Consider the following 20,711-nt stretch of genomic DNA (forward strand, 5'->3'; position numbering starts at 1 on the left):
ATGGATTGGGCTAATGCCCGGAGCTTTTGTGCGCCAGGGCCTGCACACCGGCGAGCGCAAATGTCTCCAGCGCCCGCGACATGGGTTCGATCTCCCGTTCGTGCTCCGCCAGGCTCGGCGCAATCGCTTCCAGCACGCCGCGCTCCACCGTGGCCAGGACCATGAAGGGGGCATTGAGCGCCAGTTCGGCCCTTCCGATGTCGGGATGGTCCAACGGACGATCGAGCATGCGGGCAAGCAGGTCGCGCAGCCAATGCATCTGAGGCGCCAGGAAATCCTCATCCGCCATCAGTGTGGTCACCGTTGGCATCACCATCTCACGGGTGACCAGCCTGATCTGCCAGGAGCGTTCGGCGGGAGACAGCAATCGCCGGGCCATCAGGCCGTAATAGGCTTTGAGCTGATCCAGGGGCTCGGCATGCTTCAGAATGGCTGCGAAGGCCTCGGGCGGGATGACGACCTCGCGTCGCGCCTCGGATACCGCCGCTTCATAGAGGGGGCGAATGCCGCCGAAGTAATAGTTCACCGCCGCGGTATTGACGCCGGCCAGATCGCAAATTTCCCGGCTGGTCGTAGCATGGTAGCCCTTGTCGGCAAAAATCCGTCCGGCGGTTTCGATGAGGTTTTGGCGCGTTTTGACGCCACGCTCCTGGCTGTCTGACGAAACACGACGGGCATGCAGGGGTCTGGGCATGAAAAACTTGGGGCGCTGTCAGTTGAGAAGTAACTTTTTACCCACGATCTTTTAAATGTCAATTTCATATTCTGATTTGACATTGTGGCGACGTTCAAGCACCCTCTCGCTCTGTTGAGGTGTTGGCTGTGCGAAAGCGCACACGCTGGTGATTCTGCTTTTCGGTGAACCTCCACCAAACTGCTGGGACCGCGCTTATGACCCTACCTTTCTCGGCGCCTCGCAAGCCAGTCGCTCCAGCCGCCGATGACCAGCATCCCGCCGCGGACCTTTCGCTCGACGAGGGCGCATCGGCGGCTGCCGCGCAGATCTACCGGGATGCGAGCGCCCATATTGTCGTCATCTGTGCCAGCACCTTGATCCGAACCTGCCTCATGCACTGCCTGGCAGGCTCCGAAACTGACCTGGTGGTCGAAGGCTGCACCGATGTCGAGGAGTGGGAGAGGCAGGGGCAGGGCGCCTCGGTCGTCCTGTTGTGCGTCACGGGAGCGCGGGAGACCGCAATTGCCGTCGAGCGGATGGTGAAACGTGTTCTGGCCATCGCACCCGGCGTCAGGGTTGTGGTGATTTCCGATACCAGGTCGGCCAGCGACGTTTCGAAGGCCCTGGAGCAGGGTGCCAGTGGCTTCATCGCCATGGATTCCAATGTCGATGTCGCCATAGCCGCCATCCGCCTGGTACGCAGCGGCGGCGTGTTCGTGCCGTCCCATAGTGTGATGCAGTCACGGACCCAGGCCGCGCCATTATCGGACGGCAAAAGGTCGCTGCGCGATTTGGTAACCGCCAAGCAACTCGAAGTCGTGGCCCTGATCCGCCGGGGGCTTCCGAACAAGCTGATTGCCGTCGAACTCGAGATGAGCGAGTTCACGGTGAAGGTGCATGTCAGGAACATCATGAAGCGCCTGAACGCGCGCAACAGAACGGAGGTCGTGGCCCTGACCAATGCCTATTTTGCGGAGACCTTCTTCGGGCAGCAGGATCTCGCCTGAGACGCAAGCCCCGGCCGGTGAGGGGATCGCGGCGCCTCGCCTTATGTAAAAACTTGGAATTTATCTTTAACTCATTGATATACTGAAAGAATCGGAACTAAAGCCTCCCCATTGGTGCTTTGAAAGAACCGGTCGAGGAAAGCTGCCGTTTCGTCCGAGATGCCGACGATCTTGTTCGTCGCCTGCCGATAAAGCTTGAAATTGAGTTCCGTGCCGGGCCGGGAATCCAGCCAATTGTTCAGAGGCTTGAGTTCGCGGCGCCCTATAGCGTTTTGCGATTAGACGCAGTCACCAATAATCGCAAAGACGCGTCCAAACAAAGAGATAGAGCAAACACGCGTTCACGCCTGAACGCGCTTTGCTCTAGCGGTGTCTGGGTGAGCGCGGTGCGGCGTACGGAAATGCTTACGCGCGGGGTCTGCCGCAAGACGATCTGTTTCTTGGCAATCGGTTGAGCGCAGGTCACAATGCCTCGAGCGAAAAGACCGTGGCCGCCTTCATTTTCGCTCGCAAACAGGAAAATGATGTCGCCCGCTGCGACATGCTTGCCGCCATACATCGTCTTCTGAGCGGGGAAGCTGAAGTCTTCCACATCAAGATCATGTATCTCGGCCTTGATCGCAAATGCCATATTGCTCCCCCCATGGATCCTTTTCGATTGCCGCCGGAATCGAGCAGGGAAGCTCCCGCCGTTTTCCAAAGCTAGCGGGAACTTCCGGTCGAATGTCGGAAAAGCACTTGCCGCTTCGTCTTTGAAACAGGCAAGAGTACAGCAATGGGACGACTTGCGCCCAAGATCGTCGCCACCAGGCCTCAGACGACAAGCCTTGCCTGTCGACCGCGCATTCTCAATACGGAGCAGGATCATGAAAGCACTGATTGCAGGAGCGGGCATCGGCGGGCTGACCACGGCATTGTTCCTTCACCGGGCGGGAATCGACGTGGAGATCTTCGAGTCTGCCAAAGAGGTTCGTGAACTCGGCGTCGGCATCAACATGTTGCCGCACGCCGTCGGATTGCTGACGGAGCTGGGGTTGATCGACGATCTCGATGCGGCCGGCATCCGGACGCGCGAATTGATCTATGCGAACCGGTTCGGTCAGGTCGTCTGGCACGAATTGCGTGGCATCGACGCGGGCCTTCCTGCGCCCCAGTTCAGCATTCACAGAGGCAAGCTGCTGGGCCTGATCCATCGAGCCGTGGTCGAGCGCATGGGCCCTGGCGTGATCCGAACGGATGTCGGGTGACCGGTTTCGAGCAGAACGGCGATACCGTTACGGCCCATCTATCGGACGGCACCGGCAGGCCGTTACAAGCGGTCGGCGACCTGCTCGTGGGCGCCGATGGCATTCATTCTGTGGTGCGCGCTGCGCTTCACCCCGGGGAGGGCCAGCCGATCTGGAGCGGCATCATGCTCTGGCGCGGAGCCACCCCTTGGCCGAAATGGCAGGACGGCCGCACCATGGCGATCGCCGGCGGCAACTTTGCCAAGTTCGTCTTCTATCCAATTGAAAAGGATAAACAAAACTCAGGAAAGCTCCTGACCAACTGGGCGGTGATGGCGCGGGCGGGCCATGAGCGGGCGCAGGGCTTTTCCCTCGGCAACTGGAGCAGGCCGGGCATGCTCGATGAGGTCCTGTCATTTGTTCGCGACCGCTTCCACCTCGACTATGTCGATCCGGCTGCGATCATCCAGGCCACGGACACGTTCTACGAATATCCCAATTGTGACCGCGAACCGCTGCCGCGCTGGTCGTTCGGGCGCGTGACCTTGCTGGGAGATGCCGCTCATCCGATGTATCCCGTAGGCTCGAACGGAGCGAGCCAGGCCATCCTCGATGCCCGGTCCTTGTCCCAGCATCTGCGTACCGCGGTTACGATCGAGGCGGCTTTGGCAGCCTATGACGCAGAGCGGCGGCCCGTTACCGCCAAGATCGTGCTGGCGAACCGCAAGGGCGGCCCCGAAGGAGTGATCGATATGGTGGAGTCCAGGGCACCCGAGGGCTTTGCCGACATCGATGCCATCGCAAGCCATGAAGAGCGCGAGCGCGTCGTGCGCGGCTACGCATCATTGGCGGGATTTGGGCGCCAAGACCAGCCTGATCGTCCATCCTCCTCGACCTGAATCGTGTCTTTGAAACGCGACGGACCCGGCAGAGAGGGGCGAGTCCATTCCGACAGGGCGCTACATGTCTAATTCGCATAACATATCTTATGGAACATAATCCCGTCATCCCGATTAAGCCAAGCGCTTGAAAAATCGGGTTTTTTGCTGTTGTCCCACGCTTTGCGGCTGCTTTCGGTCCGGCGCATTTCGGGAGCAATTTGACCTCCGGCGCCTCAACGGATCGCCCGAACGCGCTTCATCGCATGATCGTCCGGCAGTCTGGTTCGACCAGCCTCTAATCCACAATTGGGGGCGGCTCGAGAAAACCCGGTTCAAGATTGCAAACTGCGACGAACGGCGCGCGCCGCAGCTTTGGCCGCATCGGTCACCCCGAGCCAGTGTCGCAACAGGCGTCAGTGGAACGACCAACGCTGTGTCCGTCTTCCTGCGCTTGAATTAACGTAAACAAACTAAACGATAACAATATGTTCCATAATTTTCCTAAATCTTTACTGCAAACTTAGGGCCTTGGCCATCTTCTGAAGCAGAACAAGAGTATGCCCGACATCGGGTTGCGCCGACGCCGTCCGGCGAATATGCGGGCAGGTCAGCACGGCAAGCGCATGCCTTTCGGCCGAGAGAATGGGTACGCTGATATCATTGACCCCAAAAATCTGCTGGCTTTCGTCGATGCGGAAGGCAGCCTCGCGATAGGCGGCGAGCTGCGCCTCGAGCCCGGCAAAGGTCGCCGCTTTCTCGGTATCCCTCCAGCGAAACAGCAACTCCGCCTTGGCTTGCGGGTCCTGGAAAGCCAGCAGGAGCTGGCCCGAGCCGGTGCTCAGCAGATCGATCGTCGTGCCGACGCGAACGGTGAAGACCCAGTCTGCGGAAGCCGCCGCATTCGCCACCACCACGGCTTGGTCGCGCTCCCGCATGACGAGATGACAGGACTGGCCGGATTCTTCGGCAAACCGATCCATCAGGGGCATGGCCCGTGAGGTCAGCCGGCGTATGGGTTGATGATGCTGTGCCAGCACGAACATCTTCATGCTCAGGGCGAAACGGTCTCCCTCGGCCGAACGATAGACATAGCCGCGCGCTACCAGGCGTTCGAGCATGCGATAGATCTCGCTGGCGCCCCGGCCGAGCTCCTTGACGATTTCTGCTCGCGTCAATGCGTCGGAGCGGCTGGCCAGCAATTCGAGGATGTCCAGGCCCTTGTCCAGCGCCGGTGCCCGGTAGAGAGCCTCCCGGCTCGATCCTTCCTCCTGCTCCCTTGGCGGTCTTGGCAAGGCGCGTTCCCCCTCTTTTATTGACATATGAATATATTGTTCATATTTGATCCGTCAACAAACGAGCTGCACGCAGCGATAGGAACTCGATGGGAGATCGCCTCATGCGCCTGGACGGCAAACGCATTCTGATCACGGCCGCCGGGCAAGGCATCGGCCGCGCTTCCGCCCTCGCCTGCGCGGCCGAGGGCGCTCATGTCATCGCCACCGATCTCAACGAGGAAGCGCTCGCAGCCCTTGCCGCGGCAGACGGCCGTATCGAAACGCGCCGGCTCGACGTGCTCGACCCCGCTGCCATCACCGAACTGGGCCGATCCCTGCCCGGCCTGGACGGCCTCTTCAACTGTGCCGGTTTCGTCCACAATGGCAGCATCCTCGAATGCAGCGACGAGGATTGGGACTTCAGCTTCGACCTCAACGTCAAGAGCATGTTCCGCCTGATCAGGGCCCTGCTGCCGGGCCTCCTGCATCGTGCAAGCGAGACGGGCTCGAGCGCCATCCTCAACATGGCCTCGATGGCATCTTCGGTGAAAGGCTTCCCGAACCGCCTGGCCTACGGCGCCTCGAAGGCCGCCGTCATCGGCCTCACCAAGGCCCTGGCCGCCGACCATGTCCGCCAGGGCCTGCGCTGCAACGCCATCTGCCCCGGCACGGTCGACACGCCCTCGCTGCGCGGGCGCATCGCCGCCGCGGCCGATCCCGTGCAGGCCGAGAAGGACTTCATCGCCCGTCAGCCGATGGGGCGGCTCGCCAATGTCGACGACATCGCGCCGATGGTGGTCTTCCTGCTTTCGGACGAGTCCCGTTTCGTCACCGGCCAGGCCGTCCTTGTCGATGGCGGCGTGACGATCTGACCGAAATCGACGACAGTCGAGACCCCACAAGAGCGATCATCATCCAGCTGGAGGACACGCAATGACCGAGATCGTCGACATCGAAGTGATCGACCTGCGTTTTCCGACCTCCCAGCAGCTCGACGGGTCGGATGCGATGAATCCCGATCCCGATTATTCGGCCGCCTATGTCATCCTGAAGAGTGATCGGCCGGGTCTGGAAGGACACGGGCTAACCTTCACCATCGGCCGCGGCAACGAGATCTGCTGTGCCGCGATCAAAGCGATGCGCCACCTCGTCGTCGGGCTGTCCCTGGAGGAGGTCCAGGCCGATCTCGGCGCCTTCTGGCGACATGTTACCTCGGACAGCCAACTGCGCTGGATCGGGCCGGACAAGGGCGCCATTCATCTGGCCACCGGCGCGGTGGTCAATGCGGTCTGGGACCTGCTCGCGAAAATGGCCGGCAAGCCGGTCTGGCGGCTGGTCGCCGACATGTCGCCCGAGGAATTCGTGCGCGCCATCGATTTTCGCTACCTGACCGACTGCATCACTCGGGACGAGGCGCTCGCCTTGCTGCGCGAGAAGGAAGCCGGAAAGGCCGAGCGCATTGCTCTTCTCGAGCGCGAGGGCTACCCCTGCTACACCACGTCGGCCGGCTGGCTCGGCTATGACGACGACAAGCTGCGGCGGCTGTGCCAGGAAGCGGTCGATGCCGGTTTCAACCACGTCAAGCTCAAGGTCGGGCGCGACATCGAGCACGACATCCGCCGCCTGCGCATCGCCCGAGAGGTGATCGGTCCGGACCGCCAGCTGATGATCGACGCCAACCAGGTCTGGGAAGTCGACCAGGCGATCGACAGCGTGCGGCAGCTCGCCTTCGCCAAACCCTGGTTCATCGAGGAACCCACCAGCCCGGACGACGTCGAAGGCCATCGCAAGATCCGCGAGGGCGTCGCCCCGGTCAAGGTCGCCACCGGCGAGATGTGCCAGAACCGCATCCTGTTCAAGCAGTTCATCATGCGCGGCGCCATCGACGTGGTGCAGATCGATGCCTGTCGCCTGGGCGGGGTCAACGAAATCCTGGCGATCCTGCTGATGGCCGCCAAATATGGCCTGCCCGTTTGCCCGCATGCCGGCGGTGTCGGCCTGTGCGAATATGTCCAGCATCTGTCGATGATCGATTTCGTCTGCGTATCCGGCACGCGCGAAGGCCGGGTGATCGAATATGTCGACCACCTGCATGAACACTTCAAGACGCCCTGCGTCGTGCGCAATGCCGCCTATATGCCGCCCCTCGCCCCGGGCTTTTCGATCGAGATGAAGCCGGCTTCCCTGACAGACTATCGCTTTGCCGGCTGATGCATGGAAGGCACGGCGCCGGCCGGTCTTCCGGATGTGTTTGGCCTGGAGCATCGCCGCCGACCGATATCCTCAGACAGGAGCCGGTGCGCCCGCATTGCGCGCCGTGCTCTCCCGCGCGACCAGCTCGTAACCCAGATCGATCAGCCGCGGTTCGATATGCTTTCCACCAATCCTGTCGATCAGCATCCGCATGGCTTTTCGCCCCATCTCTTCACGATGGGTCCTGACACTGGTGAGGGCGGGATTCGCGACAGCCATGATTTCCAGATCGTTGAAGCCGCAAATGCCGAACTGATGTGGGACGGCGATACGGCGGCGCTGGGCTTCGAAGAGCACGCCGACGGCAAGGTCGTCATTGTTGCAGAACACGGCATCGGCATCGGGAGCCCGCGCCAGCAATTCGGACATCAGCTCGCAGCCCAGCGACACGGTAGAAGCCCGAGGTGTCGTAACGATGAGCTTCTCATCGAGCATTTCAGCCTCCTCCAGAGCTTGGACGAAGCCCTGGAGCCGCCTCTGCGTGCGTGGATCCATGCGCGCGCCCAGAAAAGCGATCCGCCGATAGCCGCGCTCGACCAGATGCCTCGTGGCAGCGAAGGCAGCGCGATGGTGCGAAAAGCCGACCATCATATCAACGGGATCGTGGCCAACCTCCATGATCTGGACGATCGGGCACTCGGCCTGCAGGAGCTGGGCACGCGCCGACTCCGATTGATCGACGCCGGCCACGATCAGGCCCGCCGGGCGCTGGCTGAGAAATACGCGAAGCAGCCTCTCCTCCTCGATCAGGGAATAGCGGGTGTTGCCGAGCTGCACTCGAAAGGCGGAAGCCTCTGCTTCCGCATAGATGCCGCGCATCACATCCGCGAAAACGTTGTTCGTCACCGAAGGAATGAGCACGCCTATGACATTCGTCCGGGCCGACGCCAATGCGCTCGCCGCGGCGTCGGGGACATATCCCATATCGTCGACGATTTGCTGGATGCGCTGCCTCAGCTCCTGCGAAACCGACTGCGGGTTACGGAGAGCACGCGACACTGTGATAGCGCTAACCTCGGCAGCGCTGGCGATCTCGACCAGTGTTATGCGTTTTTTCCCTAGCCTTTTCTTGGCTTTTTTCATTTGGGCGGCCCTGATGGTGTTTCCCTCCGAAAGATAGAACTTGCAAAATGATTGCGCAATCAATAAGAGTCGCGACAAAGATGGGACGGGAGGAAAATGTGGCAAAGCCGGCATTTGGGCTGGTCAAGGGCCTCTGCGGCTCCGGCCGTTCGTCACCCGCAGGCAATATGGCCAAGGCGACCGGCGCCCACCCCGTCGATAACGACGGCACGGCCCTTCAGCACTTCACGCGCCTTGTAGCGCGATCATCTCTCATGCTCGTCAAGACCACCGCGATCTCTCCAGGGCGACCGTAGGTTCACGCTGACATCATCAGCCAAACTCGCCCCATCTGCGCTCGCCGGCTGCGCGGGCCGCCACCGGAATGCACTGCGGCCACTCAGAAGGCCGTGACGGAAGCACGAACAAACGCCCACGGGAGGAGGACCCCGATCTTGCATACGACACCCGCTCGGCCCCCTGCACAGGGCGGCAACCAGAAAGCGCCTGCCGGCGCCTCCCGCACCCGCTACATCATCCTGGCGCTGTGTTTCGTCGGCCTTGTCATCAACTATCTCGACCGCGCCAATATGAGCGTGGCACTGCCCTATATCGACGCCGATCTCGGCCTCAATCTCACCAATACCGAAAAGGGACTGATCCTAGGCGCCTTCTTCTGGGCCTATGATGGCATGATGCTGATCGCCGGCTGGTTCACCGACAAGGTGGGCTCGCGCCGGGCCTTCACCATCGCCGCGATCTGGTGGTCGATCTTCACGGCGCTCACCCCCCTCGCCCGCGGCTTCTGGGGGTTTTTCGGTTTCCGCTTCTTGCTGGGTGCCGGCGAAGCGCCGGCCTATCCGGCGGCCACCAAGGCGGCCTCGCGCTGGTTCCCCGTGGGCGAGCGCGCCCTCTCCACCGCCGTGATCGATTCAGGCTCTCGGGTCGGTACCGTGCTTTCGCTGCCCATCGTCACAAGCCTTCTCCTGGTGGCGACCTGGCATTATTCTTTCGTGATCCTCGGTGCGCTGGGCATCGTCTGGGCGCTTGTCTGGTACTGGTACTATCGCGATCCCGTCGATCACCCGGGTGCCAACGAGCTGGAGCGCCAGTACATCGCCGACAATGGCGGGCGCACCGAGGCCAATGACGACAGCGAGGCCGCCAAGATCCGTTGGTCGCAACTGTTCGGCTATCGCACGGTCTGGGGCATGATGCTGGGCTTTTTCTGCCTCAACTTCGTGATCTACTTCTTCCTGACCTGGTTTCCCGACTATCTGAAGAATGCCCGCGGCCTCAATCTGAAGGAACTGGGTACCCTTGGCATGCTGCCCGGCCTTGCCGCAGTGGCAACGGCCTGGATCGCCGGCGCCTATGCCGATCATTTGATCCGTCATGGCGCCAACGTCACCAAGGTGCGCAAAGTCGTGATGGTCGGCGGCCTGCTGGGCGGGGCGGCCATCCTGCCTGCCGCCTTCGCCTCGTCCATCTATCTCGCCCTGTTCTTCCTGGCGGTCTCCTATTCCAGCCTGGCCATCGCCGCGACCGGGATCTGGTCCCTGCCCGCCGACGTGGCACCGAGCTCGCGCCATGTCGCCTCGATCGGCGGCATCCAGAATTTCGCCTCCAACATTGCCGGCATCATCAGCCCCTTCATGTTCGGCTTCCTGCTCGACATGTTCAAGGGTGACTATACGCCGGCCTTCGCCCTGGCCGCCGGCTTTGCCGTTCTGGGCGCCTTCTCCTATGCCTTCATCGTGGGCAAGGCCGAGCCGCTTCCCCTGCCCGCCAGCACGGAACGCTGAGTAGACCGCATTGTGAAGCCCCCGCGCCGCAAATATGCGGCGCGGGATACCGGGTTCATCAGATCGGCCGCGCCTGCGTTTCGCCGGCGGGCAAGTCGTCGCCCGCCTCCTCCTCCACGCCGTCGAAGAGCTGACCGATGCGCCGACGCTCTGCCTCGTCCTGCGGCAAGGCATAGGACAGCGCGACATAGACGAGCGTGTTGACGATCAGGCCGACCACGCCCGAGGTCATCCCGGCCAAGGCTGGAATGGCGACGGGATAGAGGAACTGCAGCACCACGGCCACTGCGAAACCGGCGATCATGCCGCTGGCGGCACCCGCCGCATTGCCCCGGCGCCAGAAGATGCCGAGATAGAGTGCCGGGGCGAGCTGCACGATGCCCTGGTAGGAGGCGAGCGCCAAGGTGAGCAGGCCGGCCGTGACATTGGCGGTCGCCACCGCCCCCGCCACCGCCAGCAACGTGGCGAGGATGATGGTGATGCGGGCGGTGCGGGTGTTGGTGGCTTCGTCCGCACCGCCGACATGGATGATGTCCTGGGCGGTATGGGTGCCGACGGCGGCCGTGATGGCGTTCACATTCCCGACGGTGGCGGCGAACACGGCCACGCCCGCCAGCGCCAGCACGAACGGGCCGCCATGCCCGGCCGTCAGGAACCAGACATTGTCGGGCGCCTTCGCGACCTCCGGAAGCTGAGAGGCCAGCATGCTCATGGTCAGCATGATCGCGAGGAACACGAACATGAACGGCGCCGCCTTGAGGGCGGAATTGCGCACCGCCTGGGCGCTCCTCGCCGTGAACAGGCGCACGAAGATATCGGGCCAGCACCACGAGCCCATCGCCCCGGTAAACACCAGTGAGAAATAATAGAGCGGTCCGAGATCGCTGTTGAGGCCGGGCAGGCTGGCAAAGCTCTCCGGCAAGCCGCCAAAGCCGAAGCCCTGCGACATCAGCCAGATGATCAGGCCAAGCGCCACTAGCCCGCCGACTCCATAGGCGAAGATGCCTTGGATCATGTCCGAGATCACGATGCCGCGCATACCGAGCCGCACCGTCCAGATCTGTCGCACCGCCAGCACCGCGATGCCGATGAACACCGCCACCGTCGGCGTGACGGCACCGAAGGACAGATAGGAGAAGACGAGGCCTAGCGACTGGAAAGCCAGTACCAGCCAGGGAAAGGCCGAGATCACGCCAATCACGGCGGCGATCACGCGCACGCTGGTGGAATTGTAGCGCATGCCGACGAAATCGGCCTGGGTCCGCAGGTTGAAGGCCTTGCCCCAGTCGAATACGCGCTGCGCCATCAGGAACATGAACAATACGGCCAGCAGCGAATAGGAGATCACATAATAGCCGATCACCCCGGCCGATGCGGAGAGACCGGCGAAGGCGATGAAGATCGTCCCCGGCAGCCAGGTGTTGAGGAAAGCCATGGTCTGGAACCAGGAACCGAAGGAGCGGCCCGCCACCGCATAGTCGGTAAAGTCCCGGCCCTCCCGGCGGGTGCGCTCGAGCACCACCACCACACCGATGAAGAACAGGGCCAGCAGCCCGTAGCCGATCAGGAAGTCCATGGCCCTACTCCTCGTCCCGGTCCGGGCTCGCCCGGTGCAGATAGGTCAGGCTGACGACCAGGAAGAGGCCACTGCCCATGAAGAAGAGCATCGCCAAGCCGATGCTGCCGCGTGCCATCGCCAGGTGGATCGGCGGAAACAGCATGATGATGAGGTTGAGCCACAGCAAAAGGCGGCGGATCCGGCCAAAGTCAGTCGCTTGCCTCTCCATTTCGTCCTCCCATCTCGAGATTCTCCTGCTGGCTGGGCGGCGCCTCGCCGAAACCCCGCACGAGGTCCCGACACGCGCCATTCTTGTTGTTCTTCGGATCGGTGCGGCGAGAGATCATAGGCCGCAGGCCTGTACCACCGCGTCGACCAATGCCCTTTGATGCGGCTGCAACTCCTGCCCGGGCAGGTCCTTCCAGAACCTCTCGTAAGGGTCCTCGACGCCCGTCGCGACGCCGCTGAGCGTTTCCACCACGGCCAGACCGCAGAAAGGCACATAGAAAGGCGAATAGCCGCCCTCATGGCTGATCACCAGCCGGCCCCCGCAGAGCGACGCCGCCAGGTCCATCAACCGGCGGGTCATCCGGCGATAGGAGCCTGAAACCAGCAGCATGCGGCCGAGCGGATCGGCATTGGATGAATCGAAGCCGCTCGCCACCATGATGACATCGGGCTTGAAGCGCGCGATCGCCGGCAGCACCACCCGGTCGAATGCATCGAGATAGGCCCCCTCCCCCGAGCCCGCCGGCAGCGGAATGTTGATCGCCGAGCCCTTGCCGGGGCCGACGCCGCGATCGGCGACCTTGCCCGTGTCGGGCGGGAAGTTGCCATCCTGGTGCAGCGAGATGGTGAGAATGTTCGGATCTGCCTCGAAGCAGGCTTCGGTGCCGTTGCCATGGTGCACGTCCCAATCGACCACCGCCACCCGCTCGATGCCGAGCCTGGCCCGCGCATGGGCGATCGCCACGGCGACATTGGCGAACATGCAAAAGCCCATGCCCTTTTCCGGGCGGGCATGATGGCCGGGCGGGCGCACCAGCGCATAGGCATTGGCCACCTCGCCCTCGACCACCGCACGCAGCGCACTGATGGTGCCGCCGGCCGCCAGGCAGGCGAGATCGACGCCGGCAAAACCGAAGGGCGAAACGCCGTCACCCATGTCGCCGCCCCGAATGTCGGCACTGAGCGCCTTCATCTTGTCGAGATGCTCGCTGGTGTGGACCCGCAGAATGTCCTCGTCGCTCGCCTTGGTGATCTCGATGCGCTTCAGGGCCTTGGCGATGCCGGAGACTTCCACCAGCGAAGCGAAACGGGCCTTGGATTCCGGTGACTCGACGTGCTGCAGGGGCTGGATGAACTCCCCTTTCAGGAAGCCGGCCGCCGTGCCGGTGTCGTGCCAGCCGAAACGCTCATGCCACACCCATCCCGTGGTCATCCCAGTTCTCCCTCATCTGCAGGTTTTCCGGCAGGCTAGCGCATGCAAACAAGGCGGGAATGGTGCAGATGCACTATGGACGCGGGGGAGCAACCTTGTGACGAGCTTCGTCCACGGCTACTATCATCGAAAATACATAATCCTCCATCCGGGGCCGGTGCATGTGACCTCCAAACTGTCCATGTTCTCGCAATTCGTGGCCGATCTTCACCAGGCCGGCCGGCGCGTCGACCAGGATGCGGATCTCGATCTGGCGGCCCACGCCCTCGAACTCTTGCGCCCCCTCCTTGGCTTCGACTGCGCGTGGTATGGCTGGGCCCGCTTCCTGGATGATCGCACGACCGTCCCGGCCTCCTCCACGCTCGGCCTGCCGGAGGGCTTCGCCCCGTTCTGGTCGACCATGGCCAGTCAGGATCTGGTCGCCACGGCCTTGCGCCGTGATCGCGGCAGGGTCTGCATCTATGATCGCGGGCAGCCCCGGCAAACTGACGAGATGGCCGAGTTGTCGGAGCGCTATGGCATCCGCAAATGGGCCTCCGCCATTCACAATCGGCCGGGAGCTGCCACCACGTTCTTCGTCTCGGTCTACCGTACCCGCCACCATGACCCGCATTGGGACGGGGAAGATCTGCAGCTCCTGCAATGCGCGGTGGACCACCTGTTCCTGGCGTTGCAGGCGGCATTCGAACGGCGCAATGCAGACGGGCCAGGCGAACGGGCGACGCTGGTGGTCGACGAAGCCGGCTTCGCCCATCTCGGCCTGGATCGGTCTCAAGGCTTTCTCAGGACCATCTGGCCCGGCTGGAAAGGCGATCGCCTGCCGCGGCCGCTCCGGCAGGCCGCTTTGCAACCCGGCATCCATCTGTTCGAGCGCGAAGGGGTGGCGGTGAACTGTCGCAAGCACAACGAAGCAGGCCGGCAGTCAAACCTGGTCAGGCTGGAATTTACCTTGCTGTCCAAGCTCGACCGGCTCTCCCCGCGCGAGCGCGAGGTCGCGCACCTCCTCGCCACCGGGGCTACCCACAAGCAGGCGGCGCAGATGCTGGGCAGTGCGCCGGCCACCATCCGCAACCAGACCCAGGCCATCTATGACAAGCTCGGCATCCGGTCGCGGGCGGAGCTAGCCAGTACGGTGTTGCGCTGAGCGCAGGCATGATAAGGGATCTCGGCCATTCTCGCCGGTGACATGGCGAAACCATGGTTGAATTGGCAGCCGCCCCATCGTATCGCGCCCCTCCCGGGCGCCCTGCTTTCAAGCAAATCGCCTTCTTTATGCCTAGGCCATGGGCCTCGAATTTGATTCGATTGAAAAAAGGTACAATAAAACCTTGTAGTTTTATATAACCGCCGCCCGCGCTCGGCGCCCTGTTCCAAGAAGACTGTGCGGAACAGAGGCATCTGAGGTGACGAAACGGTACTTTCTCTTTGTTTGCCAAGATGATGGGAGAAAATTCGACGCCACGCTTTCCCTTTCGGGCAGAGCGTCTGAAGGATATCCCAGTTGCATCGGGCTTTTTGGTAGGCCATGTATCGGCGTAGTTGCATCTCGGCGTTCGGAGGTATCTTAATACACCCTCCGAGGGGCGCCTCGAATGTCCCGCACATTCTTGGCTGGGAAGGGGAAGAAAATGCCGGTTTTGCCGGAACCTATGACTGTGGCCGATCTCATCGATCTGCTGCGCGAACGGGACCCGAAGGCCTTGGTTACCATCGGTAATCCGAATACAGGGCCCGATTGCGCCGGTGCTCTGTTCGACGGCTTTGTCAGGCCTCAGGGCAAGTCCTTCCGTCATATGCCCTGGAGCCAGGTTCAGCATGAGGGATATCTGCCGGCAGTCGTGCTGGAGCGCTACGTTCGACGAAAATGAGCCCGGCTCCCTGCCGTCACGGCTACGATGGGCCTGCGTTTCTCTGTCTCGCCCAAGGCTTTTTTCCTTGCCCTGGCCGCGCTCCGCGCCTACCTAAGGGGCTATGTATGAGGAAAGAAACAGTCAGGACAGCCCTGGCACTTCGCCCTCGGCTGGTGAGACGGTCTTTGCGTCAGCCTTATCTGAGCCCGACAAATGGGCGATTTTCCTGGATATCGATGGCACGCTGATCGATCTTGCCGCGACCCCGCTGTCGATCTTCGTGCCGCCGACCCTGCCGGAAGACCTCGCGGCTCTTTCACGGCATCTGGGCGGTGCCATGGCGCTGGTCACCGGCCGCAATATCGTGCTCGCCGATGAATTGTTCGCCCCTCATCTTTTCCCCATTGCGGGCCTGCATGGTGCCGAACGGCGTGACGCATCCGGCGCGGTGGACAGCCTCGTCGTCCCTGCGTCTTTCGAGCAGCTCAAGCGCGACATCGCCGAGGAGGCCGGAGCATGGCCCGGCGTCGTGTTCGAGGACAAGGGCGCCGCAGTAGGAATACATTACCGCCTGGCAGCCGATCGCAAGGCCGACGTCGAAGCGCTGATGTCGCGCTTTGCTCCTAGCGCGCCCGACTGGACGCTTCAGCACGGGAAGATGGTGGTCGAGTTGCGCCCCGCCCGCGCCAGCAAGGGCAAGGCGCTGGAAGCCTTCCTGCAGGAGCCACCGTTCAAAGGCAGGGTTCCCCTGGCGATCGGCGACGATCTCACCGACGAGGCTATGTTCGAGACCGTCAACAGCCTCGGCGGCCAGTCGATCCGTATCGGATCGGCAGGGACCCAAACACGCGCTCGCGCGTTCATATCATCGCCAGCAGCTTTGCGGGACCTGATCGCCCGCGTTGCGGCCTAATTCGATTCAATCATCAATATTCGAAAGTTACCATGGGTCGACTTGTCGTCATTTCCAATCGAGTTCCCGTCCCCGCCCGCAGCGGCGACGCTCCCGCCGGCGGCTTGGCGGTTGCCCTGAACGCCGCCCTGCAAGAGCGCGGCGGCATCTGGTTCGGATGGTCCGGAAAATCCAGCCCTGGTGCCGAGCCCCCTCCCCCCCGGTTCCAGCAACAGGGCAACATCTCCTATGTGCTGACCGACCTGACCGAGACCGACGTCGAGGAATATTATCACGGCTTCGCCAATCGGGTGCTCTGGCCGATCTGTCACTACCGCCTCGATCTCGCCGAATATGGCCGCAAGGAAATGGCGGGGTATTTTCGCGTCAATCGCCTGTTCGCCCATCGTCTGGCGCCCTTGATCCAGCCGGACGACATCCTGTGGGTGCATGACTATCACCTGATCCCCCTCGCCTTCGAATTGCGGCAGATGGGCATCAAGAATACCATCGGCTTCTTCCTGCATATTCCCTGGCCTCCTTCGGATGTGATCGCCGCCATGCCCATGCATGAGGAGATCATCCGGGGCCTGTCCCACTATGATCTGATCGGCTTCCAGACCGACTACGATCTCGACAATTTTGCGGGCTATCTCGCCCGGGAAGGCATTGCCAGGAAACTAGGGGCCGGTCGCTTCGAATATCACGGCCAGCATTTCAAGGCCGCCGTGCATGGCATCGGTATCGAAACCAAGTCCTTTGCCCAGATGGCGCAGGTGGCGATCAGCAACAGCGCCGTGCGCAAGGCACGCCAGAGCGTTGAAAGCCGCGATCTCATCATCGGCGTGGACAGGCTGGATTATTCCAAGGGCCTGACGCAGCGCATCGACGCCTTCGAGCGTTTCCTGCGCGCGTATCCGGGCTATCACAACAAGGTCACCTATCTGCAGATCACCCCGAAATCCCGTTCCGAGGTGCCGGAATACGAGACGATGCAGAAAATGGTAGCCGAGGAGGCCGGGCGCGTTAACGGGGCCATGGGCACGCTCGACTGGGTCCCCATCCGCTATGTCAACCGTTCGGTCGGGCGACACATATTGGCGGGCCTCTACCGGATCGCCAGGGTCGGCCTGGTTACGCCGCTGCGTGACGGTATGAACCTGGTCGCCAAGGAATTCATCGCTGCCCAGGATCCCGACAACCCCGGCGTGCTCGTGCTGTCGCGCTTTGCCGGGGCTGCCCGCGAACTCGACGGAGCAGTCCTGGTCAATCCCTATGACACCGAAGGAACAGCCAACGCGATCGCTCGCGCCTTGAGTATGTCGCTGCAGGAGCGGCGCGAGCGCTGGCAGAACATGATGAACTTCCTGCTTCACCATGACGTTTCGCACTGGTGCGATGCCTTCCTCAATGATCTGACGCAACACAAGCAGATCCAGGCGGTACCGATCGTGACCAAGGCGAGCGCCTGAACGCGGCGTGGACCGTAAATTTCAGGAAATACGGCAATTTCCATATGAGATACCGCGACCGGGCCATGATCTTGTTCTGGACGGTCAGGGGAGCAACGATGCTCCCCTCTCTCCATGTCCCGGCGAGACTTGAATTACGGCCGCACTGCCGCCCGCCAGGGCGTGTAGTTCGACGTCGAATAAGACCGCCCTTGTCCTGAGACGATTGGGGTTTGACGGAATCGGTGGGAATCGCGAAGACGCCCGGGACAAGTGTAGGAGCGCGCTCGAAAATACCTGCTCCAGGGTTGGCGAGGGCGGCTCGCGCCCGATGGTCGCCCCGGACGGGAGGGTTATGTGCCGATCGACGTCCTGATCCGCGATTTCAACCCGGACGATCGTGAGCCTTGCGCCCGAATCCTGTCCAAAGCCGGGCGCCTGGCCTTCTATTGGGCGGAGTGGCCCGTGTTCGACGGACCCGGTTTCGATGAGGTCACGAAGGACGAACGGATAGTGGTGGCCGAGACACGCAACCAGGTCGCCGGCTTTGCCGCCATCTACACGCCGGAAAATTTCCTGCATCATCTCTATGTCGATCCCGACCTTGCTGGTCGCGGCATCGGGGCCGCCTTGCTCGGCGAGGCCATGAAGCGATACGGTCCGGCGTTGTCGCTGAAGTGCCAGACGCTGAACCAGGCAGCGCGAAACTTCTATCGCAAATGCGGCTGGCTCGAAGACGGCCAGCCCGGCGGAGCCGATGGGCTCGGCTCCTGGCTGTTCATCCGCAGTCCCGGGCCTCGTTGACGGCGCCTCTCTTCCTTCCAACTCGGCCGAGCAAAGCGTTCGGCACGTGACGATCGCGCCGAGACTCGGCAACTATCGCGGCATGGCTTTTGCGGATGGTTTACGCGAGACCTGCACCGGCGAGCGCCAATGGGCTATCGTGGTCGCTTCCGTATCGCGCCACCCAATAAGAGATCATGCCGATCGATCGCAGCCCCCCGCTTCCCGCGCGTTTTCCCGAAAGGCGGGACCAGGCCTCGGGCCTCAATCTGGTGCAGGCAGCCGATCACAATCTGCGCGTCACCCTGGAAGCCCTGCGGCGCGGCGGGGCGATGACGCGGCTCGAACTCGCCCATGTCACCGGCCTGACCGTGCCGGGCATCGCCAACATCCTGCGCCGCCTGACCGGCGAAGGGCTGATCGAAGCCCATAGTTCGGCACGCTCGAACCGTTTCGCGATTCGCCGGGGCAGCGCCGTGTCGATCGGGGTCGATCTCGCCGGCGAACGGGCGAGGCTGATCGCCACCGACCTGGCGGGTACGCCGCTCTTTACCGAGGAGGCACCGGCCTCGATCGACGAGCCGGCCGAGATCGCCGCCTGGATCCGGCCGGCAATCTCCCAGCTCTCGGCGGCGGCGCCGGGCAGTCGGTTGTTCGGCATCGGGCTGACGGCAGGAGATCCTGCCGAAACGATCCGGGCCGCGCTCGCGCCCTACCGGGTCATCATCGAACGGGACACGGTCGCCGCGGCGATCGGGGAGAGGCAATTCGGCGCCGCGACGGCCGATGACAGTTTCGTCTTCATCCTGCTCGGTGCCACCGTACGCGCCAGCATGATCATTGGCGGTACGGTGTTCGACGGCGCCGAGCACAAGGCCGGACTGGTCGGACTGATGCGGACGGGCCGCGACGGGCGTTATCTCGACGAGGTGGCGGCGACCAGCCGCCTGGCCAGCCACGATGTGTCAAATCCCGCCGTGCAGCGATGGCTCGACGAGGCCGCCGAACATCTCACCGACATGATCATCGCCATGGCCGCCTTTATTGGTCCGCGCCTGATCGTGGTGGGCGGCCGATTGCCGACGCCTCTTCTGGAAGCGCTGGCCGCGCGGCTGCAGGTGCTGCGCCGAAGCCGGATGATCGATCCGACGCACCCCTTCTGGCTGCCGGAAATCCGTTGCAGCACGCTGTCCGAGCAGGGCGTGGCACAGGGAATCGCGGCAATCCCCTTCCTCGATATCCTGCTACCGGACCTGCGCCGGACCTTCCAGTTGCGCCGGAATGTCAGCGAAGATCGCGGGCACGCAACGGTGAGCGCGTCCGCTGCGCCGGATCGGCCGCTTCCAGCCTGAGGGCATGCGCCAGCGGCATGGTGGCCGCTCCGAGCGCCGCGGCATCTTCCGAGCCACCGGCGCGATAGACCGGCGGCATCGGCCTGGGGTCGCGGGCGAGTTCTTCGTGAACGAAGAGCAGGAGCTTGTCCATCAAGGTCACCGGCAAGCGGCCTCCGATCAGCACTGCATCGGGATTGATCAAGAGGCCGATATCGATGGCCGCCTCCGCCAGATACCGGGCCGCCATGCGCAGCCAGATCACCACCAGATCCTTGCCGCGCTCGTCGAGAGCCAGCAATTGCTGCGGCTGCGCGACGGCGATGCCGTGCCGGGCCAGAAAGTCGTAGAGCTGCAGCAGCGAAACGAGCTGGCCGAGCGGCTGGACGCCGTCACCTTCCCGTCCGCCCGCCGGCGACAAAGGCAGCCAGCCGATTTCCCCGCTGATGCCGCTCGATCCGTGATAGCAGGCGCCGTCGAGCACGATGCCGCCGCCGAGCCCCGCACCGATGAAGATGTAGAAAAAGCTGCGGATCTCCACGCCGAGCCCATAGGTGAGCTCGCCGATCGCCGCGGCCGTCGCATCATTGTCGATGAAGACGGGCTGTTCGGTGAAAGCGGCGAAGCGGGCGCGGATGTCCGTCTCTTCCCAGATGGAGTAGGCCTCGGGCATGCCGATGAAGGGAATCTCGCCGAGGAGGTCGGGAATGGCGAGGCCGATGCCGACCAGCCGGTTCTCGTCGATGGCGTGGCGGCGGCGGAAGGTCTTCAGGGCTTCCTTCACCTCGGCGAAGAAGGCATCGGGTAAGAGATAGCGCACCTCCCGATGCAGCCGGTCGCGCACCCTGCCGAGCGCATCGACGGCAACGATGGTGAGATGGTCGCGTCCAAGGCCGATACCCACGGAGAAACAGCCTTCCGGATTGATCTCGAGTTCGATCGCCGGCTGCCCGCGCATGCCGTAGCGCCGGCGTGCCTCGATGATCAGCCCGTCGTCGAGCAGCTTTTCGGTGATGCGGGCGACGGCCTGCTTGCTGAGGCCGGAGCGGCGCGCCAGTTCCGTGCGCGAAATCGGCTGGCTCCAGCGAATGGTGCGTAGGATCACGGCCTGGTTGTGGCTGGCGGCATGACCGGAATTGGAGCCGGCGAGTTCGCCCGGCAGGTGGGATGACTTCATGATATCCAGGTCGATGACGCTGCCTTTTTCTCGATCAAGGCGTG

General features: G+C 62.8%; 18 protein-coding genes and 1 pseudogene. 11 read left to right on the forward strand and 8 right to left on the reverse strand.

Features of this window, described 5'->3' with window-relative positions:
• Positions 1-10: 10 nt before the first annotated feature.
• Positions 11-694 (reverse strand): CerR family C-terminal domain-containing protein, encoded by a 684-nt coding sequence (locus tag C5L14_RS02510; protein WP_105860429.1) that lies wholly within the window; start codon positions 692-694, stop codon positions 11-13.
• Positions 695-891: 197 nt separating this feature from the next.
• On the opposite strand from C5L14_RS02510, the gene C5L14_RS02515 reads away from it, so the two are divergent.
• Positions 892-1,683 (forward strand): response regulator transcription factor, encoded by a 792-nt coding sequence (locus C5L14_RS02515; protein ID WP_105860430.1) that lies wholly within the window; start codon positions 892-894, stop codon positions 1,681-1,683.
• Positions 1,684-1,945: 262 nt separating this feature from the next.
• Here the strand turns inward: C5L14_RS02515 and C5L14_RS30580 are convergent, their stop codons facing one another.
• Entirely contained in the window at positions 1,946-2,551 is a 606-nt protein-coding gene (locus C5L14_RS30580) for a hypothetical protein (RefSeq protein ID WP_245443238.1), read from the reverse strand.
• On the opposite strand from C5L14_RS30580, the pseudogene C5L14_RS02525 reads away from it, so the two are divergent.
• A pseudogene (locus C5L14_RS02525) lies at positions 2,550-3,808 on the forward strand (flavin-dependent oxidoreductase). The gene C5L14_RS30580 and the pseudogene C5L14_RS02525 sit on opposite strands and share 2 nt — an antisense overlap.
• A gap of 491 nt (positions 3,809-4,299) precedes the next feature.
• On the opposite strand, the gene C5L14_RS02530 reads toward C5L14_RS02525, so the two are convergent.
• Positions 4,300-5,082 carry an IclR family transcriptional regulator gene (locus C5L14_RS02530; RefSeq protein ID WP_245443193.1) on the reverse strand — a complete coding sequence of 261 codons (783 nt, stop codon included), beginning with the start codon at positions 5,080-5,082 and terminating at the stop codon, positions 4,300-4,302.
• Between the two features lie 104 nt (positions 5,083-5,186).
• Here C5L14_RS02530 and C5L14_RS02535 point away from each other — a divergent pair, with 104 nt between their 5' ends.
• Complete coding sequence (locus C5L14_RS02535) at positions 5,187-5,936, forward strand: SDR family oxidoreductase (protein ID WP_105860432.1); 750 nt, start codon at positions 5,187-5,189, stop codon at positions 5,934-5,936.
• Between the two features lie 61 nt (positions 5,937-5,997).
• Entirely contained in the window at positions 5,998-7,275 is a 1,278-nt protein-coding gene (locus C5L14_RS02540) for an L-fuconate dehydratase (RefSeq protein ID WP_105860433.1), read from the forward strand.
• A gap of 72 nt (positions 7,276-7,347) precedes the next feature.
• Here C5L14_RS02540 and C5L14_RS02545 read toward each other — a convergent pair whose 3' ends face one another.
• Positions 7,348-8,400, reverse strand: a complete 1,053-nt coding sequence (locus C5L14_RS02545; RefSeq protein WP_105860434.1) for a LacI family DNA-binding transcriptional regulator — start codon at positions 8,398-8,400, stop codon at positions 7,348-7,350.
• A gap of 434 nt (positions 8,401-8,834) precedes the next feature.
• Here C5L14_RS02545 and C5L14_RS02550 point away from each other — a divergent pair, with 434 nt between their 5' ends.
• The gene (locus C5L14_RS02550; RefSeq protein ID WP_105860435.1) at positions 8,835-10,184 is read left to right on the forward strand and encodes an MFS transporter; all 1,350 of its coding nucleotides are present in this window, start codon (positions 8,835-8,837) and stop codon (positions 10,182-10,184) included.
• 58 nt (positions 10,185-10,242) lie between these two features.
• Here C5L14_RS02550 and C5L14_RS02555 read toward each other — a convergent pair whose 3' ends face one another.
• The 3 genes from C5L14_RS02555 to C5L14_RS02565 form a co-directional block, all read right to left on the reverse strand.
• A complete protein-coding gene (locus C5L14_RS02555) occupies positions 10,243-11,760 on the reverse strand; it encodes a sodium:solute symporter family protein (protein WP_105860436.1) in 1,518 nt (505 codons plus the stop codon).
• A gap of 4 nt (positions 11,761-11,764) precedes the next feature.
• Positions 11,765-11,971 carry a hypothetical protein gene (locus C5L14_RS02560; RefSeq protein ID WP_105860437.1) on the reverse strand — a complete coding sequence of 69 codons (207 nt, stop codon included), beginning with the start codon at positions 11,969-11,971 and terminating at the stop codon, positions 11,765-11,767.
• Positions 11,972-12,085: 114 nt separating this feature from the next.
• Positions 12,086-13,183, reverse strand: coding sequence for a class II histone deacetylase (locus C5L14_RS02565; RefSeq protein WP_105860438.1), 1,098 nt, complete (start codon positions 13,181-13,183; stop codon positions 12,086-12,088).
• Between the two features lie 163 nt (positions 13,184-13,346).
• Between C5L14_RS02565 and C5L14_RS02570 the strand changes: the two genes are divergently transcribed.
• The 6 genes from C5L14_RS02570 (at position 13,347) to C5L14_RS02595 (ending at position 19,511) form a co-directional block, all read left to right on the forward strand.
• On the forward strand, positions 13,347-14,327 hold the full coding sequence (locus C5L14_RS02570) for a helix-turn-helix transcriptional regulator (RefSeq protein ID WP_181160989.1): 981 nt from the start codon (positions 13,347-13,349) through the stop codon (positions 14,325-14,327).
• A 448-nt stretch (positions 14,328-14,775) separates the two neighbouring features.
• Positions 14,776-15,051 carry a hypothetical protein gene (locus C5L14_RS02575; RefSeq protein ID WP_146126813.1) on the forward strand — a complete coding sequence of 92 codons (276 nt, stop codon included), beginning with the start codon at positions 14,776-14,778 and terminating at the stop codon, positions 15,049-15,051.
• Positions 15,052-15,154: 103 nt separating this feature from the next.
• On the forward strand, positions 15,155-15,946 hold the full coding sequence (otsB, locus tag C5L14_RS02580) for a trehalose-phosphatase (protein WP_105860441.1): 792 nt from the start codon (positions 15,155-15,157) through the stop codon (positions 15,944-15,946).
• A gap of 32 nt (positions 15,947-15,978) precedes the next feature.
• The gene (otsA, locus tag C5L14_RS02585) at positions 15,979-17,397 is read left to right on the forward strand and encodes an alpha,alpha-trehalose-phosphate synthase (UDP-forming) (protein ID WP_105860442.1); all 1,419 of its coding nucleotides are present in this window, start codon (positions 15,979-15,981) and stop codon (positions 17,395-17,397) included.
• A 336-nt stretch (positions 17,398-17,733) separates the two neighbouring features.
• Positions 17,734-18,180, forward strand: coding sequence for a GNAT family N-acetyltransferase (locus C5L14_RS02590; RefSeq protein ID WP_210203195.1), 447 nt, complete (start codon positions 17,734-17,736; stop codon positions 18,178-18,180).
• 176 nt (positions 18,181-18,356) lie between these two features.
• Complete coding sequence (locus tag C5L14_RS02595; protein WP_105860443.1) at positions 18,357-19,511, forward strand: ROK family transcriptional regulator; 1,155 nt, start codon at positions 18,357-18,359, stop codon at positions 19,509-19,511.
• Here the strand turns inward: C5L14_RS02595 and C5L14_RS02600 are convergent.
• Complete coding sequence (locus tag C5L14_RS02600) at positions 19,444-20,667, reverse strand: ROK family transcriptional regulator (RefSeq protein ID WP_105860444.1); 1,224 nt, start codon at positions 20,665-20,667, stop codon at positions 19,444-19,446. The two genes, C5L14_RS02595 and C5L14_RS02600, sit on opposite strands and share 68 nt — an antisense overlap.
• Positions 20,668-20,711: the final 44 nt, after the last annotated feature.

Source organism: Labrys okinawensis, from assembly GCF_002982075.1.
GTDB classification, from domain to species: domain Bacteria; phylum Pseudomonadota; class Alphaproteobacteria; order Rhizobiales; family Labraceae; genus Labrys; species Labrys okinawensis_A.